17 protein-coding genes are annotated in these 21,420 nt (G+C 45.0%); 8 read left to right on the forward strand and 9 right to left on the reverse strand.

The window, feature by feature from the left end:
- Positions 1-108 precede the first annotated feature (108 nt).
- Together HMPREF9447_RS22580 and HMPREF9447_RS22585 are read right to left on the reverse strand one after the other, a co-directional pair.
- Positions 109-798, reverse strand: a complete 690-nt coding sequence (locus HMPREF9447_RS22580; protein ID WP_009132104.1) for a hypothetical protein — start codon at positions 796-798, stop codon at positions 109-111.
- An 11-nt stretch (positions 799-809) separates the two neighbouring features.
- Positions 810-1,955 carry an AAA family ATPase gene (locus HMPREF9447_RS22585; RefSeq protein WP_009132105.1) on the reverse strand — a complete coding sequence of 382 codons (1,146 nt, stop codon included), beginning with the start codon at positions 1,953-1,955 and terminating at the stop codon, positions 810-812.
- Positions 1,956-2,115: 160 nt separating this feature from the next.
- Between HMPREF9447_RS22585 and HMPREF9447_RS22590 the strand changes: the two genes are divergently transcribed.
- From HMPREF9447_RS22590 to HMPREF9447_RS22620, 7 genes are all read left to right on the forward strand, one after another.
- Complete coding sequence (locus HMPREF9447_RS22590) at positions 2,116-2,568, forward strand: hypothetical protein (RefSeq protein ID WP_009132106.1); 453 nt, start codon at positions 2,116-2,118, stop codon at positions 2,566-2,568.
- 33 nt (positions 2,569-2,601) lie between these two features.
- Positions 2,602-4,860, forward strand: coding sequence for an adenosylmethionine--8-amino-7-oxononanoate transaminase (gene bioA / locus HMPREF9447_RS22595; RefSeq protein WP_009132107.1), 2,259 nt, complete (start codon positions 2,602-2,604; stop codon positions 4,858-4,860).
- A gap of 51 nt (positions 4,861-4,911) precedes the next feature.
- Entirely contained in the window at positions 4,912-6,066 is a 1,155-nt protein-coding gene (locus HMPREF9447_RS22600) for an 8-amino-7-oxononanoate synthase (protein WP_009132108.1), read from the forward strand.
- Between the two features lies 1 nt (position 6,067).
- Positions 6,068-6,787, forward strand: a complete 720-nt coding sequence (locus HMPREF9447_RS22605; protein WP_044138609.1) for a pimeloyl-ACP methyl esterase BioG family protein — start codon at positions 6,068-6,070, stop codon at positions 6,785-6,787.
- On the forward strand, positions 6,772-7,518 hold the full coding sequence (bioC, locus tag HMPREF9447_RS22610; RefSeq protein WP_009132110.1) for a malonyl-ACP O-methyltransferase BioC: 747 nt from the start codon (positions 6,772-6,774) through the stop codon (positions 7,516-7,518). The genes HMPREF9447_RS22605 and bioC overlap by 16 nt, the downstream gene beginning before the upstream one ends.
- A 4-nt stretch (positions 7,519-7,522) precedes the next feature.
- Positions 7,523-8,170, forward strand: a complete 648-nt coding sequence (gene bioD / locus HMPREF9447_RS22615; RefSeq protein WP_009132111.1) for a dethiobiotin synthase — start codon at positions 7,523-7,525, stop codon at positions 8,168-8,170.
- 90 nt (positions 8,171-8,260) lie between these two features.
- The gene (locus HMPREF9447_RS22620) at positions 8,261-9,433 is read left to right on the forward strand and encodes a glycosyltransferase (RefSeq protein ID WP_009132112.1); all 1,173 of its coding nucleotides are present in this window, start codon (positions 8,261-8,263) and stop codon (positions 9,431-9,433) included.
- A 57-nt stretch (positions 9,434-9,490) separates the two neighbouring features.
- Here HMPREF9447_RS22620 and HMPREF9447_RS22625 read toward each other — a convergent pair whose 3' ends face one another.
- Both HMPREF9447_RS22625 and HMPREF9447_RS22630 read right to left on the reverse strand, forming a co-directional pair.
- Positions 9,491-10,735, reverse strand: a complete 1,245-nt coding sequence (locus tag HMPREF9447_RS22625; RefSeq protein WP_009132113.1) for an ABC transporter permease — start codon at positions 10,733-10,735, stop codon at positions 9,491-9,493.
- A gap of 79 nt (positions 10,736-10,814) precedes the next feature.
- Entirely contained in the window at positions 10,815-12,014 is a 1,200-nt protein-coding gene (locus tag HMPREF9447_RS22630) for a pyridoxal phosphate-dependent aminotransferase (RefSeq protein ID WP_009132114.1), read from the reverse strand.
- A 271-nt stretch (positions 12,015-12,285) separates the two neighbouring features.
- Between HMPREF9447_RS22630 and HMPREF9447_RS22635 the strand changes: the two genes are divergently transcribed.
- On the forward strand, positions 12,286-13,521 hold the full coding sequence (locus tag HMPREF9447_RS22635; RefSeq protein ID WP_009132115.1) for a hypothetical protein: 1,236 nt from the start codon (positions 12,286-12,288) through the stop codon (positions 13,519-13,521).
- Between the two features lie 2 nt (positions 13,522-13,523).
- On the opposite strand, the gene HMPREF9447_RS22640 is transcribed toward HMPREF9447_RS22635, so the two are convergent.
- The 5 genes from HMPREF9447_RS22640 to HMPREF9447_RS22660 form a co-directional block, all read right to left on the reverse strand.
- Positions 13,524-16,139 (reverse strand): sensor histidine kinase, encoded by a 2,616-nt coding sequence (locus HMPREF9447_RS22640; RefSeq protein ID WP_009132116.1) that lies wholly within the window; start codon positions 16,137-16,139, stop codon positions 13,524-13,526.
- A gap of 91 nt (positions 16,140-16,230) precedes the next feature.
- Positions 16,231-17,544, reverse strand: coding sequence for an ABC transporter permease (locus HMPREF9447_RS22645; RefSeq protein WP_009132117.1), 1,314 nt, complete (start codon positions 17,542-17,544; stop codon positions 16,231-16,233).
- 35 nt (positions 17,545-17,579) lie between these two features.
- Complete coding sequence (locus tag HMPREF9447_RS22650; RefSeq protein WP_009132118.1) at positions 17,580-18,818, reverse strand: ABC transporter permease; 1,239 nt, start codon at positions 18,816-18,818, stop codon at positions 17,580-17,582.
- 25 nt (positions 18,819-18,843) lie between these two features.
- On the reverse strand, positions 18,844-20,112 hold the full coding sequence (locus HMPREF9447_RS22655) for an ABC transporter permease (protein WP_009132119.1): 1,269 nt from the start codon (positions 20,110-20,112) through the stop codon (positions 18,844-18,846).
- Between the two features lie 3 nt (positions 20,113-20,115).
- Positions 20,116-21,396 (reverse strand): ABC transporter permease, encoded by a 1,281-nt coding sequence (locus HMPREF9447_RS22660; RefSeq protein WP_009132120.1) that lies wholly within the window; start codon positions 21,394-21,396, stop codon positions 20,116-20,118.
- Positions 21,397-21,420: the final 24 nt, after the last annotated feature.

The following is a 21,420-nucleotide window of genomic DNA, read 5'->3' on the forward strand; positions in this document are numbered from 1 at the left end:
GTGTCAAAACGGATAAGAAAGAACACCAATTACGCGAATTACACAAATAAAGGGCTACGCTATATCCGTCCGACTTTGATTGGAGGACGCATTAGATGAATTATAGCATTACTGACCTTCATGGGGCATTATCCCATCCAACTGCTCCATGAATTTCCTAAATCCATAATTATATTGGGAGCAATCCTTGATATCTTTTCTTTTTCGTATGTTTTTAAGAATAGACTTATAAGTGTTCACTGCGGCAGGAGAATTCTTATCCTTATCGGGGATAGCGGATAACTTTAAAGTAGTAATCTTTTGGTTTAATTTGAAAAGGCAATTATTCGTACTGCACTTTGTTTTATCAGTGTAGTAAACAGGCAGCAGCCAACATTCTGTTTCATTAAAACAGATAGCAAAAAGAATCTTACCATCAAATTGGGCTCTATTTTCAATTGGAATATCTTTCAAAATACGCTTACATATATCATTATAAAGTTCCTCTTCACTTTTTAAGGTAGCATCTTCCTTCGTCCTCTTCACATCATAATGAGCCAACTCGCACGTATCAGTATCTATTTGTACAATGATATAGTCATTGTAATTCAAAACTTCTTTGAATTTCTCCTCTGTACAGTGATTCAGGACTTCTAACCATCCTCCAAAACTGCCCTGTTTCTCTTGCCTACCCTGTAGCTTTATTTGCGGCTGAATCTGATTAATCAAACAATCATCTTCCCCTAAATATCTTTCTACTATGTGTTTTATAATGTAGTGTTCTGAAATACCTTCACTTATCAGCCCAATGCTTGTCATAATTTTAAGATTTAGAAATTCTCAGGCAATCCACCTATATAACCTTTTGTCCATGCTTCTGATAGTGGCACAGTCATAGATGTTTTATATTCAACGCGATTCGCTTTAGTATAACCATCCATATTACGGCGTATCACAAACAGTCTTTCATCATTATCAGTAATATCGAGCCCGTCCAGGATTGCGGGGCTGTGCGTTGTTACAATAACCTGCTTATCGTGTTTCTTTGCCAGTTGAATCAGGCGTTTGGTAATCTCCCGACACAATTTAGGATTGAATGATGATTCCAAGTTGTCTATTGCAAAGAAAGAAGGAGTTTCATCAGAAATAAATAACGTCAAATAGAATAACAAGTATAAAAAGCCCTCATTGGTGCTACGCTGGTCGAAGAAACGAAGCGTATCATTGACATATTTATCCTTTACTTGAAGAGAAAATTCATTGGATAGTTGATCTTTCGGGATTTCTAAATCAGCAAACCAATCCAATATATATAGGTTCTCTTTTATCTCTTTCAAAATATCAAGTCCGTCCTCTCTTTGAGAAATTTCTTTGAGATAAGCAAAAAGCCCCTCACCATTCCTACCTAAAGGATGAATCGCATTTTCCGCATCATATTTTCGCAAAATGGATTCTTCAAGGGAGAAGATTAAATAGTCATGAAAGCTGATTGCATCTTTTCCCGAAAGTACTATCGGATCAAATCTATGTTGAAACCTATTCATTATTAGGTTAAAGTCATCATACGATAAAACAGTATCGTCCATTGCCTTAGACTCCCCAGATAGCATACGGGCAAAACGATTTAAGATAGAAAGGTCTTCCCACCTGGCAGGTTTCAGTTCTGCATTATATTTCAGTTCAAAGCGTTTATCAAATATTCCGGATTTAGTATCTTTAATATCAATTTCAATCACAGGATTTGATTCCTCATTAAAAACAGAATACATAAACTTCGGATCAGTAATTCTTATACCTCTGTTAGAAAAAAATTCCCGATCCAGCTTATTAACACTCGCAGCCGCCCCAAATGCAATACCCTCAAGAATATTTGATTTACCACAGCCGTTTTCGCCAATTAGCACATTAAATTGCCCTAAATCTAACTTTAGGTCGACAACTGATTTGAAATTCTTTATTGAGATTGATTCTATCATACTTATTACGATTATGATGCAAATATAACATTATTCCACTACAGAATAACAGATGCATACTAAAATTGTGAGTATGCGATGACTTGAAAATATTTTTGTTACATTTGCAGCCGATAAAACGAAAAGAATAGTCCAAAACTGATATTGACCCGATAACACCGTGAAGAAAGTACAATCCCATAGAAAGACGATACGCTTCAGAAAATGGAGCCGGAAAGCCTATGCTGCATTCGCCAGCCTGGGACAATGGGTCACTATCGGTTGTCTGCCAAAAGGTGTAGCGGACTGTTCGCTGTCGAAACAAAAGGCAGGAGCAGCAGCAGGATGCAAGAGCGGCGAACAGAGCATAGAGGAAGTAAATGGCGGTAAAGGCCAAGAAACAGACATAGGGGTACCATTGGGCTGTGAAAATAGCTTAGCGGTTGCCTTTGAAATCTATGGTTTCAAGGAGCTAGGACCTGTGTTATGCCCGATAGTAAATGCCAGTCAGCAGGGAGAGAAGTATACAGATATCGTAATAAATAAAAGTGGAACGCAAATGACGCGGACGACAACAAATGCTGTTTTTCAGATTGTGTCGTCCGCGTCATCTGCGTTTTCAATATTCCCATAAAACATTAGTATTCCCATAAAATAGCGTAAAAATATGACAGTAGAAGAATTGAAAAATAAAGTGTTGCAAGATGTGCCCATCACACGGGCAGAGGCAGAATGGCTGGCTGTTCAGCCGGATAAGGAAGCGCTCTATGAAGCAGCACATGAAATAACCGTGGCGCGGGCATCACAAGAGTTTGATATGTGCTCCATTATCAATGCAAAGTCCGGTCGTTGCCCTGAGAATTGCAAATGGTGCGCACAGTCGGCACACTATAAGACGAAAGCAGACGTGTACGACTTGGTGGACAAAGAAGAATGCCTGCGACATGCACAACATAACGAGTCGCAGGGTGTAGCCCGCTTCTCACTAGTGACAAGCGGCCGGAAACCCTCCGGCAAGAATATGGAACAGTTATGTGAGTCGGCACGATATATGAGGCAAAAAAGTTCCATACAGCTATGCGCTTCATTGGGACTGCTGAATGAGGACGAACTGAGAGCATTGCATACAGCAGGCGTGACACGCTACCACTGCAATCTGGAAACGGCTCCGAGCCACTTCCCCACTCTGTGCAGCACGCATACCCAAGAAGAAAAATTACGCACACTGGCAGCAGCCCGACGTGTAGGTATGGATATTTGCTGCGGGGGTATCATTGGCATGGGCGAAACAGCATCGCAACGGATTGAGTTTGCTTTTACACTGAGGGAGCTGGAAGTACCGTCCATCCCACTGAACCTTCTACAACCTATTCCGGGAACACCACTGGAAAGCCAAGTGCCACTGACGGAAGAAGAAGTGCTGACTACCATTGCCTTGTTCCGCTTCATTAACCCTACAGCCTATCTGCGCTTTGCCGGAGGGCGCTCACAACTGACGAAAGAAGCTGTGAAGAAATCCCTGTATATCGGTGTAAATTCTGCCATCGTGGGAGATTTGCTGACAACACTCGGTTCGAAAGTTTCCGAGGATAAAGCTCTGATAGAAGAAGCAGGGTATCATTTCAGTGATTCACAATTCGACAAGGAACATCTGTGGCATCCCTATACTTCGACTACCAATCCCCTCCCGGTATATAAAGTGAAACGAGGGGATGGAGCGACCATCACGCTGGAAAACGGACAGGTGCTCATAGAGGGTATGTCGTCCTGGTGGTGCATGGTGCATGGATACAATAATCCAGTGCTGAACGCGGCCTTACAAGAACAAATCGGCAAAATGTCTCACGTCATGTTCGGAGGTCTGACGCATGACCCGGCTATAGAATTGGGTAAATTACTGTTGCCTCTCGTCCCACCTTCCATGCAAAAGATATTTTATGCAGACTCCGGTTCGGTGGCCGTGGAAGTGGCTATGAAAATGGCGGTACAATATTGGTATGCCAAAAGTCAGTCGGCTCCGGAGCAGGCACACCTGGCAAAGAAAAGTAATTTTGTAACGGTCCGGCGCGGGTATCATGGAGATACCTGGAACGCAATGTCGGTATGCGATCCGGTGACGGGGATGCACTCGCTGTTCGGCTCGGCATTGCCGGTGCGCTATTTCTCATCCCGTCCCCGCTCCCGCTTCGATGGAGAATGGGATGCAGACGATGCACTAGAGCTACTGGACATCGTAGAGAAGCATCATGAAGAACTGGCTGCACTTATCCTTGAACCCATCGTGCAGGGCGCGGGCGGAATGTGGTTCTACCACCCGCAATTCCTGCGAGAGGCTGCGCGGATATGCAAGGAATACAACATATTACTGATTTTTGATGAGATAGCAACAGGTTTCGGACGCACGGGCAAGATGTTTGCCTGGGAACATGCAAGGGTGGAACCGGACATCATGTGCATAGGAAAATCGCTGACGGGAGGATATATGACACTTTCCGCTGTACTGACAACGAATGAAGTGGCGGATACAATTTCCAATCATGCGCCGGGAGCTTTCATGCACGGACCCACATTTATGGGGAACCCACTGGCATGTGCGGTGGCATGTGCATCCATACGGTTGCTGACTTCACCGGAATATGACTGGCAGGGAAAAGTGAGCCGTATTGAAGAACAATTGTGGCGCGAATTGGAACCGGCACTAAACCTGCCACAAGTGGTAGATGTGCGGGTGCTGGGCGCTATCGGAGTGATTGAAGTGCAAGACCCGGTAGACATGGCATGGATGCAGCGCAGGTTTGTGGAAGAAGGAATCTGGATACGCCCGTTCGGTAAACTGGTGTACATCATGCCGCCGTTTATCATAGAACCGGAACAATTGACGAAGTTGACAAGCGGTTTGTTGAAGATATTGTGGCAGGCAAATTAATAATTAAATGGGAAACGTTATTAGCGCTTAATAAATTATGATTATCTGCTTATGAATGTAATAGAGCAAATGCAACAAGAGTTGCAAGCACTGAAAGAACGCAGCAACCTGCGGACATTGCCTGCCTTGGCACATGAAGGGCGGAACGTCATCGTAAACGGACAGCGAATGCTGAATCTTTCTTCAAATGATTATCTGGGGCTGGCAGCCGACCGGAAACTGCGCGAAGAATTTCTGCAAGAGCTGACGGTAGATACCTTTCTGCCCACCTCTTCATCGTCACGGCTGCTGACAGGCAATTTCACCATCTACGAGGAACTGGAACAAACGCTTGCGCAGTTGTTCGGGACAGAAGCCGCATTGGTGTTCAACAGTGGGTATCATGCCAACACAGGCATTCTGCCTGCGGTGAGCGACACGCAAACCCTGATATTGGCGGATAAGTTGGTGCATGCAAGCCTGATTGACGGCATCCGCCTTTCGGCAGCACGGTGCATCCGATACCGACACAATGACATGAAGCAACTGGAACGTTTGCTGGCCGAGAACCATGCCACCTACAGGCAAGTAATCATTGTCACCGAAAGCATCTTCAGCATGGATGGAGATGTAGCGGACTTAAAAGAACTGGTGCGACTGAAACATGCGTATGACAACGTATTGCTCTATGTGGATGAAGCACATGCTTTTGGAGTACGAGGTAACCAAGGATTGGGTTATGCAGAAGAAACCGGGTACATCCGGGAGATTGATTTCCTGGTAGGAACTTTCGGTAAAGCCGCCGCATCTGCCGGGGCTTATATCGTATGCCAGCGTACCATAAGGGAATATCTGGTGAACCAGATGCGGACACTAATATTTACAACTGCTCTTCCGCCAATAAATATTGCATGGACTTTGTTCATTGTGCGGAGACTGGCCGGATTCAAGGAGCGAAGAATACATTTAAAAAATATCAGCAACATCCTTCGCAACGCTTTAAAGGAGAAAGGTTATGATTGCCCAAGTGCAAGCTGTATAGTGCCAATGATTGTAGGAGCAAGTTCAGATACCATTTTGAGGGCGAAAGAGTTGCAACGGCATGGCTTCTATGCTCTACCCGTAAGGCCGCCTACGGTTCCGGAAGGCACATCACGCATTCGTTTCTCGCTGACAGCGGAAATTACAGAGGAAGAAATCAAAGAATTGATACAGTATATACAATGATATGATACAAAAATTCATTATACAAGAAAGACATCCCCGGCTATTGTTGTTCTTTGCCGGATGGGGAGCCGATGAGACTCCGTTTAAAGGTTATCGCCCCGCAAACAGCGACTTTATGATTTGCTATGACTACCGCAATCTGTCATTCGATTCGCAAGTATTGAAGGATTATGAAGAGGTGAATGTTGTGGGTTGGTCGATGGGAGTTTGGGCGGCATCGCAAGTATTAGGAAAAATAATAGCAGATGAGACTTCGAAAAACGGCCGATTGCCTCTCGGAAAAACAATCGCCATCAACGGTACGCCGTTTCCCATTGATGAAGAACGTGGCATACCACCTGCCATTTATCACGGTACACTGGAAGGACTGACGGATGCGTCCCTGCACAAATTCCTCCGCCGCATGTGTGCGGACAGTGCAGCGTTCAGGAAGTTCCTTGCCATCACTCCGCGCAGGCCGTTGGAGGAACTGCGGGAAGAATTGGTTGCCATCGAAACAGCTTATATCACCGGACCGGCCTATCCTTTCAACTGGAGTACATCCGTCATAGCCACAGAAGACCGCATCATCCCGTCTGAAAACCAAAAGAAGGCATGGACGCGTGATGAGAGAAGCACACCTTTCTTGGCTGAAGCGCATATCCTCATCAGAATAGAAACGGCACATTACGCCCAAGAACTATTTGAAATCTATCTGGAAAAGGAATGGACAAACGACTGATAGCCGAGCGCTTTGCCCGAGCGCGGGATACGTACTCACAAGAAGCACGGGTACAACAGCAGGTGGCCGAGAAGATGATGCGTCTGTTGCCCGACGTCCGCTTCCGCCACATCGTGGAGTTCGGATGCGGCACCGGTAGCTACTCCAGAATCTTGCTGCACCAACTCCAGCCTGAGACATTGCTGCTGAACGACCTATGCCCGGAAATGAAAGAATGCCTGACCGATTTGCTTCTACAGGATGCCGTGCAATTCATGCCCGGTGACGCAGAAGTGCTGGAATTTCCTGAAAAAACGGACTTAATCACTTCATGCTCCACCTTGCAATGGTTTAATAATCCGAAAAGATTCTTTGCCCGTTGCCACAGTTTCCTGACAGATAACGGTTATCTTGCCTTTAGCACCTTCGGGGCAGAGAATATGCGGGAGATACGTACATTGACAGGACATGGGCTCGATTATCTTCCGGTAGAAAAGCTAAATGAACTGCTCAGTCCTTATTTTGAAACCGTATATGCAGAAGAAGAGATAGTACCTCTCCCCTTTGCTACCCCACTCCAGGTTCTACAGCATCTGAAACAAACCGGAGTGACGGGCACAGAGAAGAAAATATGGACGCGCGGACGCTTACAGGCATTCTGCAACGGATATATCGGACAATTCAGTCAGGACGGAAACGTTAGTCTGACGTATCATCCCATTTATATAATTGCACGAAAGAAAAACAAATAGAATTATGGAAAACAATATTTATTTCATCAGCGGCATCGATACAGATGCCGGAAAGTCTTATTGCACCGCTTTCTTCGCTTGCGAGCTTATTCGTAGCGGTAAACGTGTCATCACACAGAAATTCATTCAGACAGGCAACACGGGGCATTCTGAAGATATAGACCTGCATCGGCAGCTTATGGGTATCGGCATGACGGAGGAAGACCGTGAAGGACTGACCATGCCGGAAATATTCTCTTACCCCTGCTCTCCCCACCTGGCAGCCCGGATAGATAATCGCCCAATTGATTTCGGAAAGATAGAGCGTGCCACGCAGGAACTTGCACGTCGCTACGACGTAGTACTCGTGGAGGGTGCAGGCGGTCTGATGGTGCCCCTTACCGAGGATTATCTGACGATTGATTACGTTGCAGAAAAGCAATACCCACTTATTTTTGTCACTTCGGGAAAACTGGGTAGCATCAATCATACTTTATTAAGTTTTGAAGCGATACGGAACAGGGGAATACAGGTGGATACTGTATTGTATAACCTGTATCCTACCGTAGAAGATACTACGATACAGGAGGATACGATGCAATATATCCGCCGGTATCTGGATAAGTATTTTCCAGATACAAAATTTATGATTGTACCGGAAATGATAATTTAGCGCATAGCGCTAAATTATCATTTATCAAACTTATTCTTGATAATCATATTTTTTGCGTACATTTGCAACACAAAAACGTCATACGACCACATGGAAGCATTAACATTCAATACTACAGAACAGGCACTACTTGCTGCTGTCGGTATTCTTTTCATTATCCAACTCCTCTATTACTTTTGTCTTTACAACCGTATACATACTCGTAGCCGTGCCGTAAAGCGAAGTGATGTACATTTCTCTCAGGAGTTGCTACCCTTATCGGTCATTATCTATGCCCGCGAAGAAGTAGAGAATCTGCGTCGCAACCTGACTGCAGTATTAGAACAGGATTATCCGCAATTTGAGGTCATCGTCATCAACGATGGCAATACCGATGAAAGCGAGGATTATCTTACTTTGCAGGGAGAAAAATATCCGAACCTCTATCATAGTTTCGTTCCAAACTCTTCCCGCTACATCAGTCGTAAAAAGCTGGCTGTAACCCTTGGCGTAAAGGCAAGCAAATATGACTGGCTCGTGTTTACCGAAGCAAACTGCTTGCCCGAAAGCGATCAATGGCTACGTACAATGGCGCGTAACTTCACTTCACGTGCACAAATTGTATTGGGCTACAGCGGATATGAACGCGGAAAAGGTTGGCTGCACAAACGGGTATCTTTCGATAATCTATTTAATTCCATGCGCTATCTGGGCTACGCACTGGCCGGAAAGCCTTACATAGGTATCGGACGTAATATGGCATACCGCAAAGAACTATTCTATGCTCAGAAAGGGTTCTCAGCGCATCTCAACCTGCAACGCGGAGATGATGACCTGTTCATCAACAAGACTGCCACAGCCGAGAATACACGAGTAGAGACGGATGCCAATGCGGTTGTACGTGTGCAACCTGTTAATCGTGCCAAAGACTGGCGGGAAGAAAAAATCAGCTATACGGTAACAGCACATTTTTACAAGGGGATGCAACGTTATCTATCGGGATTTGAAACTACTTCCCGCTTATTATTTCATGTTGCATGGATAGCTGCGCTGGTAATAGGAATACTGAATTTCCACTGGCTGGCGGCTGGCATTGCATTCCTAATATTTGCTCTGCGATATACAATGCAAGTCCTCATCATTAATAAAACAGCAAAAGATTTGGGAGAAAAGCGCCGCTATTACTTCACGCTTCCGGTATTCGATATATTGCAACCGATGCAGTCTCTCCGCTGGAAGTCCCATTGTTTATTCAGAAAGAGAAACAACTTTCTAAGGAAATAATAGTTTCTACAATGCCACAGCTTAGTGTGGCATTGGAAACGATGAAGTGCGACTTTTCTATTCGTACCTCATTGAATTGGCCGGATGAATGCGTGTAATGAGGTATGAAGGCCCTAAAAGCATCAGAACTGATGCCAGTAGAGTGCCGATATTCAGTAGCAGGAAAAGCAAGATATTGAAAGACACCGGGACGGTATCCATATAATACGTCTCAGGGTCGAGTTTGAAGATGCCGAACCACTTCTGCAGGAAATAGAAAGCCAGTCCGATGGCATTGCCCCACAGCATCCCTTTTCCGATAAGAAAAACGGAGAACCAAAGAAACACTTTGCGAATGGTAGTATTGTTGGCGCCAAGGGATTTCAGTACACCAATCATAGAAGTACGCTCAATGATAATTATCAGCAAACCAGATACCATAGTGAAACCTGCCACTCCAGCCATCAGAATCAATATTACCCAAATATTCACATCCAGAATGCTAAGCCAGGCAAATATCTGCGGATTAAGCTCTTCGACATTACGCACACAGTAATCTTCTCCATATTTATCGGCTACTTCGTTCATATCGGCAGCAATCTGATAGGTTGTTGCTTCCAGAGCGTCATAATCATGTATCTGTAGTTCCGCACCGCTCACTTGTCCCGGCTCCCAGTTATTGAGACGGTTTACAAGGTATAAGTCAGTCAGAAGGAAAAGGTTATCATATTCTGAGAAGTTAGTCTGATAGATACCTACAATCAGTAAACGGCGTGCACGAATATCATCCTGTATATAATAAGTATCTATCTTATCTCCTAATTTCAATCTCAACTTCGTGGCAAGTGCTTTGGAGATTATTACGCGATTGGAAGAAGCCGTATCGCTAAACTGTGGCAATTCACCTTCTATCAGATGTTCTCTAAAGAAAGTAGGGTCAAACTCAGGTCCTACACCTTTCAGCACCATACCTTGAAAATCCTCTGCGGTCTTTATCATCCCCGGTTTGGTGGAATAACGTTGTACGTGCTTCACCTCGGGATAACCGGAGAGAACGGAAACAACACTATCATTCACTACCACGGGACGCGTCTCATAAGAACGGGCCGCATCCGAATTAGTAATCTGAATATCCGAACCAAAGCCCACGACTTTACCACGCACTTCACTCTTAAACCCGACTATCACCGACACCGTAATAATCATCACTGCCAACCCAATAGCAACACCTATCAGGGCAATGAGCACAGCAGGACGGGAAACTTGCTTTCCGGGCTCCGAATTGCGATAGATACGAAGGGCGATAAAGCGAGATAAATTCATGATTATTATTTTTTTAGACACGGATTTCAAAATAGTTTATCAGTTTATAAAAACCGTGAAATCCGTGTCTAATTTAGTATTATTCAGTACGTCCGGGATACGCTTCCAAAGCCTTTGACAGAACAAAGAGAGCACGGGTTAAATCCTCTTTTTTCAAGACATAAGCAATGCGGACTTCGTTGCAACCGGAACCGGGTGTAGTATAGAAACCGGAAGCAGGTGCCATGAACACTGTTTGTCCTTCGTACTCAAAGTCGGAAAGACACCAGGCACAGAACTTATCAGAATCGTCCACAGGAAGTTTGGCAACTGTATAGAAAGCGCCCATAGGAATAGGTGAATATACACCGGGAATACGATTCAATCCGTCTATCAAGCATTTACGACGCTCTACATATTCGTCATAGGTATCACGCAAATAATCCTCATCAGCATCCAGAGAAGCTTCGGCAGCAATCTGTCCAATCAAAGGAGGACTGAGACGTGCCTGACAGAATTTCATTACAGCGTCACGGATTTCTTTATTCTTCGTAATCAAAGCTCCTATACGGATACCACACTCGGAGTAACGCTTGGATACAGAATCAATCAGTACCACATTATCTTCAATGCCTTCCAGATGACAAGCAGAGATATAGGGAGAACCCGTATAGATGAACTCACGATAAACCTCATCGGAAAAAAGAAACAGGTCGTACTTCTTAACCAAGTCACGTATCTGGTTCATCTCACGGCGAGTATAAAGATAACCCGTGGGGTTATTGGGATTACAGATAAGAATAGCCCTGGTGCGCTCATTAATCAGTTCTTCAAACTTCTCTACTTTGGGAAGCGAAAAACCTTCTTCTATCGTAGTGGCGATAGTACGGATTTTAGCACCGGCAGAGATGGCGAATGCCATGTAGTTAGCATAGGCCGGTTCAGGTACGATAATTTCATCACCCGGGTTAAGGCAAGCCAGAAAAGAGAACAATACAGCCTCGGAACCGCCGGACGTAATGATGATGTCATCCGCCGTCAGTTTGATATTAAACTTATCATAATAGCCTACCAGTTTTTCGCGGTAACTACGATATCCCGCACTGGGACTGTACTCCAGAACTTTACGGTCGATATTGCGTATTGCATCAATCGCGACTTGTGGTGTAGGCAGGTCAGGCTGTCCGATGTTCAGGTGGAATACATGCACTCCCCGTTGTTTAGCTGCATCAGCCAGAGGAGCCAGCTTTCTGATAGGAGAGGCGGGCATTTCCACTCCACGAATAGATATTGTTGGCATGTCTAAGAAATTACAATTTGACAAATTACAGTTAACGATTGATGATATACTTTCATATCTATGCAATCAGAGGTGCAAAAGTAACACTTTTATTGATACAAAGGGAAAGCATTGGCAAAAAAGTTTAAAAACACTAGCTATGACTTAAAAGATAGCGATGGTTTCAAAAGAAATTGTACCTTTGAGTATCTGTTCGGGGTATGGATATATCTCGGGCAAATAATTCAACTGAATATCGAAAATTGTTAAATCGTAAACCGTATATAACACCATGGTATTAAACCTGATAACCTTCGCATCATTGCTTCATAAACAAGCATCTGTTCTCGGCTCTCATGAACTAATCCTAAACGAACTGGAGAAATATTTTACCGTCAACCTTGTGTATTATCAAGACATAGACAAGCTCACCAAAGATGATTTCTGCCTGCTCTTTATTGCTACCGGCGGTGTAGAGCGATTGGTTATCCAGCGTTTCGAATCTCTCCCCCGCCCTGCCATCCTGCTGGCGGACGGTATGCAGAATTCACTTGCTTCTGCTCTCGAAATCTCATCCTGGCTACGCGGTCGTGGCATGAAAAGTGAAATTCTGCATGGAGAACTACCCGAAATTATCAAACGTATCTTTGTACTGTACAGCAATTTTAAAGCCCAACGGGCACTTTCAGGGTCACGCATCGGCGTGATAGGTGCTCCTTCTTCATGGCTGGTTGCCAGTAATGTGGATTACCTCCTGTCTAAGCGCCGTTGGGGAATTGAATATACGGATATCCCGTTGGAACGTGTTTATGAGTATTATAATGACATAACAGATGATGAAGTGGGCGAAGCTTGCGCCACTTTTGCAGGCAAAGCGCTGGCTTGCCGTGAAGCAACACCGGAAGATCTGATAAAGGCCATGCGGCTATATCGCGCCATTAAAAAGATTGTAGATGAAGAAAAACTAAGTGCTATCACCTTAAGTTGCTTCAAGATGATAGAGCAAACCGGAACCACTGGTTGCCTTGCTTTAGCTTTATTGAATGATGAAGGTATCATAGCCGGGTGCGAAGGTGACCTGCAATCGGTATTCACCCAACTTGCCATTAAAGTACTGACAGGCCAATCGTCCTTCATGGCGAACCCATCCATGATAAACGCTCGTACCAATGAAATAATACTGGCTCATTGCACTATCGGTATCACACAGACCGAGCAATATATCATCCGTAGCCACTTTGAAACAGAAATGGGTATCGGTATTCAGGGCATTTTACCTACAGGGCACGTCACGGTAGTGAAATGTGGCGGTGAATGTCTGGACGAGTATTATCTAAGTACAGGTACATTGACAGAAAACACCAATTACATCAACATGTGCCGTACGCAGGTACGCATCAAGATGGATACACCGGCAGAGTATTTCCTCAAGAATCCGTTGGGAAACCACCACGTGTTGGTACACGGAAATTACGAAATATTACTGGATGAATTCTTGCAAGCAAATGGGTGTAAACGAATAGAATAAGGTTACTCATTACTATCCGGCACGCGCACCGTGAAGCGGGTGCCTTTTCCCAATTCAGAAGATACTGCTATCTTACCACAGAAACGTTCTACGATAGTCTGGCAGATACTCAAACCTAAACCGGCACCCTGAGTAAAGCTGTCTACCTTATAGAAACGTTCAAATATACGTTGTTGGTTTTCTTCTGAAATACCGCTTCCGGTGTCTTCCACAAAGAAAACGGTATAGCCCGGTTCATTCGTCAAATATCCGAAAGTAATAGCACCATGGGTAGTAAACTTCTTGGCATTATTGATGAAGTTATTAATCACCTGCTTCAGGCGGACAGAGTCTGTGATTATTGATTTACTTTCGCTTTCAGGAACTTCCATTATCAACTCCACTCCTTGGGGCATACTCAACCGTTGAGAATCGTATATTTGCTGCATGATAAAGCTCAGATTATATCCGGCAAAGCGGAAATCCATTGAACCGGATTCAATACGTGATAGGTCAAGTATATCATTAATCAGCGCAAGCAAAAGGGTACAATTGATATTGATGGTATCCACAAACTGTTTTACCTCTTCGGGACCGAATGCATCTATATCCTTTAGTAAATCGGAAAAACCAACAATGGCGTTCAACGGAGTACGTATCTCATGGCTCATGTTAGCAAGGAAAGCTGACTTCAATGTATCAGCCTGTAAAGCACGGTCGCGGGCAGCTATCAATTCTTCTTCCGTATTTTTATAACGTTGGATGCTCTGACAAACACCCAATACCATATAAGGTGCCTCCGGACTCAAACCGTTATAAGAAGTACTACGGAATTCCCACCATTCATATTTTCCCTCTGCATTGCGCATACGGAAGTTCATACGGGTATCCAACTCCTCTCCCTTAAGAATAACATTGAAATGCTCCTGGCTCTGTTCCAAATCTTCCGGATAGATAAGAAGTTCCAATTCCTTCCGAAGGATGGTCAACTTGCCTGGAAGTCCGAACTGGTCGAGCAACGCACCGGCGAAATGGAAACTGGCTGTACGTATATCATACTGCCAGGGATATACGGAACTTGCATCCACTGCCAGATTAAAGAAGCGTTTATGCATCTCTTCCTCGGATATATTACGGCAGCAAATAGCCATACCCGTCATTTTATTCTTCGAATAGATAGGTACCACTTCACCGGAAACTGGGAAATAGGTTCCTTTGTGAATCTCCTGCATAAAAGCTTTCTCCGGAATAGGAATCACACGACGCTCAGTCCTCACTTGTTTCAACAAAGAGGGCAGAATGTTTTCTCCATTATAAAAGATATGGAAAATAGAACCTGCCATCTGGCCTTCATAATACCGAGCCGTATGAACATCCGGATCAAGTTCTAGCATAAGCATCAAAGCACGATTAACAAAGTGTATGCGAAGATCAGTATCGTAAGTAATCAATCCGTCACGGATGGAGCAGAAGATATTGTCGAATTCATCACGTTGTTCCACCAAACGGTTTTGAATAAGTAAACGAGTTTGCGCATGCATACGACGGCGAGACTCATGACGATTAAGACGGTAAAGCCAAATGACCAGGAAGATCAATGCTGCCACAATGACAGAATAGAAAAGGACAAACCAACCACGGTAACGCTCCATCAAAGGAGCATTCAGAATAACACCATTATCACCTACCTTATCTGCGTTTACTCTGAAAAACTCTAATTGTTTGTAGTCATAAAGTATCTTACCGGATAAATCTGAAATACCTACGACTGAGGGTATGGCTCCCTGCAATACTTGTGCAGCACATCGTCCGGCGGCATACATGCCTTCGTATGGCTCCATATCATGAACACCAAACACTCCGTTTGTCAGCGCAAGGCTTTGTCCAGCAAAAACCGGAGCTTTAGAGTTCTTTCCTATAAAAGAGAGGAAAGGAGTCCATTTGGGAGCAATGACAATACGGTTATAGGCATTATATTCATAGCAAATGGAGGAAATGACAGGATTAGGAGCTTGTGCCTGCACATTCATTGTTTTTAATGTGTACTCAGGATGTTTTTGCTGATAATCAACCCAGATACGCTCAAACTCAGCCACTCCCTTGAGGCTTAAAAGGCTACTATCTGAAACGCAAACAACTTCTGTACGATGGGGAAATATACGACGCGCGTTTTCAAGCAAATATTCGAAATTAATTTTAGAGGTATATCCACACACATTAGGCAGGCTCGACATCAACTTGTCATTGGGATACTTTATACCTGATACGACAACCGGTAATTTATAGGGCAGAGAGTCACCACAATGCATCAAGGTATAAAAAGCTTCATCACTTGCTGTAATTATAAGGTCAGTATTTTGCTGACGGGCCCGCTCACAAATGCGTCGCATAATGACACATTCGGAAGCAAAAGTCCAGTAATCCGCATCCAAATACTCGGCAGTGACTTTCGCTTTCACACCTCCACGTGCCAATCCATCACGTACTCCTTCGGTCAACTGATTGTTCCAAGGAGTGCGGTGATTGTATGATTGGATGAAAAGGACGTTATATGTACGTTCTGCGGCTGAAAAGTGTCCAGCAAATGCAATGCAGGGAAACAGGCCGATTAACATCACGAGGAGTAAGCGTCTCTTCATATCTGAATTTTCTTCTGTTTGAATAAATGTGCTTTTTCCTCGCAAATATACGCATTATATTGAAATACAGAACAGAATGTACCTTTTCTTTTTACTCATCATGCAAAGCATCGGCCGGATGTATTCGCATCGCCCGTGCAGCCGGAAACCAAACACCAATTATCACCATCAAACTCATAAGAAAAAAAGTGGATAATGAAACAATGGCAAAGCGCACTCCCGTAGCATCAGCCTGTTCGGTCATCGTGGCTTCTGCCATCACCAGGTTACCACAAATAATCAGAGCCGGAATAGTAGCCAGTACCAATAATAATAATCCTTCTCCCAGCAACTGTCCAAATATCTTCATACGGCTGCTTCCCATCGCCATTCGCAAAGCAATCTCGCTACGGCGATGGCGAGTGCGAAACCAGAAAGTACCCATCAAGCCTATAAAGACATTGAAGCTGAAGAAAACAGCAATGATCTGTGCACTACGGATATATGGGGTAATACCTTCGGCGGCGTCACGCTCTGCCTTCTGCTCATCATAACTGCGGACTTCAAACAGATAGAACGGAGCAACCTGCAACCGGGAAGTCATTTCACGAGAGAAGCGGGTAGCAAAATCATTCGTATCAGCTTCGGGACGTACACGGATGGAAATAAAGGGAACAGCCTGCCACCGATAGAACCAACTCGGAAGAGGCATCAGGATGAAAGATTCATAACGGGCATAATCATCACTCTTCTGATGACTGCATACGGCAGCCACCCGGTAGCGAAGGCTGCTGCCCGAATAGTAGTCAAAGAATTCCTTCCCCAGCACCCCACGACTGGTGTGGAAAAGGCTGTCCGCCAAGTCCAATGAAATGACGGCAGGCAATGGAGTGACGGCAGGATTCCACTGAGCCGAGCCAAATGCAAGCGAAGAACCAGTAGTGCTTTCAAACGCATCTATATTGCCTGAGAACATACCGGTGCCCTCTTCTATCGGAATGCGCATCACCTTGAAGTACTCGGGAGATACATAACGAACGTTAGCGTCCTTCACACCAACGCTATCTATAGTATATCCCTGAAATACAGCATCCCGGGTATAGGTATCGGAACCAAGCCAGATACTGGCACTCTCTACGCCCGGATATTCCTTAATACGGCGGAATGCTTCTTCCATAGGCTTAAACCAAAAGCTTTGCAGACTATCCTCGGATGAACAGAGCAAAAGTTGCTTAGGATTAGTGGAAAGACGAAGCTTGTATACATGTTCCAGATCGTAACCTTTGGGCTGACGCTCGGCGTAAGCAAAGCCATAGAGCATATCGAGGCAATACCATAATAACACGAACACGATTAAGAGTTCGGCAAAAAGCCAACCGTTTGCACGACGCTGGTTCCAGATTTGTGTCAGAATGGACTTTATCATAATAATTTCTCTTTTAGTTCATGTTTGCAATTTATTTATTCTCCACTGAGGACTTCCGCTATCGGTCGGCGAGTAGCATTCCATGCCGGAATGAATACGGACAGCAGATTAAAAAGCAGGCACACACCCAACACGGTGAGGAAGACAGCAGGACGCAGGAAAAGCCAGATACTGACTTCAAAGTTACCTTCTGTATAACCACCTGCCAGCATCCAGTCCTTACCCAACCATAACAGCATACATGATAACACGAAGCCCAGCAATGCACCAATGAATGCCAGCAACAGATTCTCAAGAAGCAATTGCCACACCAGAGTAGAGCGGCTGGCACCATAAGCTTTACGCACTGCCAACTCCGACAAGCGACGGGACATCTGTGAAGAAATAAGTCCGCTGACGTTGATTGCTGGTACAATAAGCAGGATAAGCCCCAGCATAATGCAAGTGACCATAGGATTCAGAAAGTCGTCACGGAAAAACTGGCGTTCGGTGTAAGTGCTCAGGTCGGGAAGTGTTAATTCATATTCAGTAAGCGAAGCATTCAATCGGTCGAGTGAGTTTTCTATCTGCAATTTCATCTCCGCAGGACTAACACCGGGCTTACACAATACCATCGCTTCAAAGCCACCGCGCAAGCCCTCACTACCCCAGGCAGGATCTTGAGTATAATAAGGTAGCCAAACTTCACCATAAGCAAAGGTAAACAATGAACTGACATCTTCAGTAACGCCTACTACACGTTTGGGGTAGAAGTCTACAAAATAATTCTTTCCCAACGCCTCTTCCGCCGAACCGAAAGCTTCACGAGCCAAACGTTCAGCAATGACAACCACATCGGCACAAGCATCAAATTCCTGTTGGTCGAAAGGACGTCCTGCAACAAAACGAATATCATACAGGCGCCAGAAATTCAAATCGACACGACGGTTCTGGCAACGCTGTCCTTTTTCGGGTGAAGCACCACAATATTCCATTGTAGTATAACTCATATAGGTGACTAGTTCGGCACCGGGCAAATCACCAAAGACACGACAAGCAGCCTGATAAGACATACACGTATTTGCATTACTATGGTCAGCCTTACGGTAACTATAACCATAGGAGGAATAGACCATGCGGTCACGGTGCGACTCAGGACGAATATTGGCAGTCTGGATATCGTAAACCATATAGACCACCATGACAAAGGCAATACTCACCGCCGTTCCAATGATGGAAACAATACTAAAAAATGGGTTCTGCCGTAGAAGTGAAAATGCTTGTCGGATTATCATAAGTATATCGTTTTATAATATAAGACTACTCATCGTGCAAGGCTTCGGCAGGCTGTAACTGCATAGCCTTGTAAGCCGGATACCAAATGCCAACGACAATCATCAATGCCATAAGCAACCACGTAAACACAGCAGCAATCAGGAAGCGTTCAAATGTGAACTGCATCTTGCTGATGTCTACCAACTCGGCAATACCCACATTGAAGGCAATCAGAAGAGCAGGAACGGCAGCAACCGATAACAGCAACAGCCCCTCACCCATCAGGCGTAAGAACACACCACGACGGCTGGAACCCATCGCCATACGCAGCGCCACTTCCTTACGGCGTTGTTGTGTGCGAAACCAGAAAGTGCCGATAACACCGAGAAAAATATTCAGCAATAAAAAGCCAAGCACACAAAGCTGGGTTTTAGCTTCATTCTTGTCTTCACGCTCACACATCTCACGCAAGTTACTGAAAGTAGTAACATCGAGCAGATATAGATTACCCACCTGATAGAGACGATCGGCATCATCCATCAACTTCTCCATAAATTCATGGTCGGCATCAGGGTGCACACGTAGACTCAGTGTTATATAGCGAGCATCGGCATATTGTTTCAAACGTTCCAAATCAAGATATAAAGCAGCAAAAGAACCTCCCCACTCCGAAGAAGTATCGAAGTGGGACCAACGGACCGGTGTACCGACAGCTCCGATACGGACACGGACATCACTACCGAGGCTCGGTAGTCGGAGCTCGCGGTTTTGCAACGAAGCAGCATCATCCAGATGCAATTCAGGATAGTCGGCAAAAAGATTGGAAGAAACAACAAGATGATTGTCACGTATGGCAGCAGCCATCTGCAAGAACGTTTCTTCGTCCGAAGCCGAGTAACGAAAAACCCTGAAAAAGTCAGGTTCCACCCATAGTAGATGGGTATTTAGCGATACAGAATCCACACTTACATTCAAACCGTTACTTCCATCATTATAAGGAAAGCAATTCTGCGAGAGTGCCACGGCCTCCACACCGGGACGATGTCGCAGCCGTTCAGTCAGCTCTACGAGGTGCTGCATATCATCGTCCGTCGTCAGATTGGGATTATAAATGGCTGACTTAGCGGAAAGCTTGCTGACAGAGATGTTATAGCAATGCTCTGTGTCGAAACCCATGGGGGCGTGATAAACACGGACAGTAACCAATGTCCAGTCCACAATATACCATAATACTACAAAGACCAGCAGCAACTCTATGAAGAGGAAAAGGCTGGCACGCCATTCATTCTTTATTTGAACCAGTATGTTTTTCATTTGTCATTCCCCCCTTTGATTGATTGCATCCACTATATTCATCCTCGAAGCCCGCCAGGCCGGAATGCCAGACGAAAGCAAATTCATCAGCAGGCAAAAGCCCAAAGCTGCAAGAAAAGCCCAAGGTGAAAGCAGCATACCCGGTGTCAACGAAGTGTCACCACTAAGATAAGCATTGGCACTATTGCCAAAGAGAAAACCGTTCAGCAGGAAAGTGGCACCATAACTCAAAGCCAATCCAAGTACGCCTGCCAGCAACGTAAGCAGCAGATTCTCAAAGAACACTTGCCGCACCAGCTCACCTCCCGTAGCGCCAAACGCCTTGCGTACACCTATTTCCGACATGCGTCGCCTCATCCGGGAAAGACTCATAGAGGAAAGGTTGATGGCAGGCACCAGCAACAGAATGGCAATGATGAGTGTATAACGCAAAATGACTCCCTTTACATCCGGTATGTTAGCCCATTTGCGATAGAGATTGGCAAACACTCCGTCGGGTTGTCCGCGGTAGAAGACTTCCGTTTCAGGCAAGCCATCGTTATACTTGCGGCGCAACACCTCCACTTCATCACGGATAGCCGGAAAATCGGCAGATGAATGTGCCAGAATCACTGCCTTCATCTGCCCCATCGTATCATCCCACCAAGCAAACCCGGCAGCATCCGTAGAGTTATAAGGTACCCATACTTGTGCATAAGCCGAAGTGGCAAGCATGGAAATATCTGTCACGACACCTGAAACCCGATATTCTACATGATTAAGTTGCAAGGTCTGCCCAGCTACATCCGTAGTACCAAACAACCGTTTTGCCACTGTAGCCGAAATGACCGTACATGGCAATCCTGCATCACTGTCAGCCTTGCTGAATGCCTGCCCGCTCAAGAAACGGAAATGGAAGATGTGCCAGAACCGGTCGTCTGTCTGAACCATGTCTGCTGTCAGTTTTGCTCCGGCAGGCAACGACGCACGCACCTTTTCCGGCAAAGAAATAAGCGTGACAGCCTCTGCCGTAGTAAGCGATTTGAAACACTTCTGTCCGGTTTGGACAGACATATGCCCATACGCTCCACTTTCCGTTCCTTTCTGCTTGACAGCCATTGAAGAGATGTATAGTGAACGTGAGCGGTTCACCTCAGGTTCGCAATCTACCAGACGAACCTGAAAGGTGATGACCAGCACCATAATCATGCAAATAGCCAGTGCCGTGCCTATGATGGAAACCCAAGTGATGATGGGATTCTCACGCAAGTGGTAGAGGGCTTGAAGGAAGTAGAGTCGTATCATATTATTACTATTGTTTTTATATAG

Source organism: Bacteroides oleiciplenus YIT 12058 (assembly GCF_000315485.1).
GTDB lineage: Bacteria > Bacteroidota > Bacteroidia > Bacteroidales > Bacteroidaceae > Bacteroides > Bacteroides oleiciplenus.

Coding starts and splice junctions, on each gene's coding strand:
- HMPREF9447_RS22660 (WP_009132120.1), bottom strand. CDS start 21,396: ATGATACGACTCTACTTCCTTCAAGCCCTCTACCACTTGCGTGAGAAT.
- bioA (WP_009132107.1), top strand. CDS start 2,602: ATGACAGTAGAAGAATTGAAAAATAAAGTGTTGCAAGATGTGCCCATC.
- HMPREF9447_RS22655 (WP_009132119.1), bottom strand. CDS start 20,112: ATGAAAAACATACTGGTTCAAATAAAGAATGAATGGCGTGCCAGCCTT.
- HMPREF9447_RS22645 (WP_009132117.1), bottom strand. CDS start 17,544: ATGATAAAGTCCATTCTGACACAAATCTGGAACCAGCGTCGTGCAAAC.
- HMPREF9447_RS22625 (WP_009132113.1), bottom strand. CDS start 10,735: ATGAATTTATCTCGCTTTATCGCCCTTCGTATCTATCGCAATTCGGAG.
- HMPREF9447_RS22620 (WP_009132112.1), top strand. CDS start 8,261: ATGGAAGCATTAACATTCAATACTACAGAACAGGCACTACTTGCTGCT.
- HMPREF9447_RS22640 (WP_009132116.1), bottom strand. CDS start 16,139: ATGAAGAGACGCTTACTCCTCGTGATGTTAATCGGCCTGTTTCCCTGC.
- HMPREF9447_RS22605 (WP_044138609.1), top strand. CDS start 6,068: ATGATACAAAAATTCATTATACAAGAAAGACATCCCCGGCTATTGTTG.
- HMPREF9447_RS22600 (WP_009132108.1), top strand. CDS start 4,912: ATGAATGTAATAGAGCAAATGCAACAAGAGTTGCAAGCACTGAAAGAA.
- HMPREF9447_RS22585 (WP_009132105.1), bottom strand. CDS start 1,955: ATGATAGAATCAATCTCAATAAAGAATTTCAAATCAGTTGTCGACCTA.
- HMPREF9447_RS22635 (WP_009132115.1), top strand. CDS start 12,286: ATGGTATTAAACCTGATAACCTTCGCATCATTGCTTCATAAACAAGCA.
- HMPREF9447_RS22580 (WP_009132104.1), bottom strand. CDS start 798: ATGACAAGCATTGGGCTGATAAGTGAAGGTATTTCAGAACACTACATT.
- HMPREF9447_RS22650 (WP_009132118.1), bottom strand. CDS start 18,818: ATGATAATCCGACAAGCATTTTCACTTCTACGGCAGAACCCATTTTTT.
- bioC (WP_009132110.1), top strand. CDS start 6,772: ATGGACAAACGACTGATAGCCGAGCGCTTTGCCCGAGCGCGGGATACG.
- HMPREF9447_RS22630 (WP_009132114.1), bottom strand. CDS start 12,014: ATGCCAACAATATCTATTCGTGGAGTGGAAATGCCCGCCTCTCCTATC.
- bioD (WP_009132111.1), top strand. CDS start 7,523: ATGGAAAACAATATTTATTTCATCAGCGGCATCGATACAGATGCCGGA.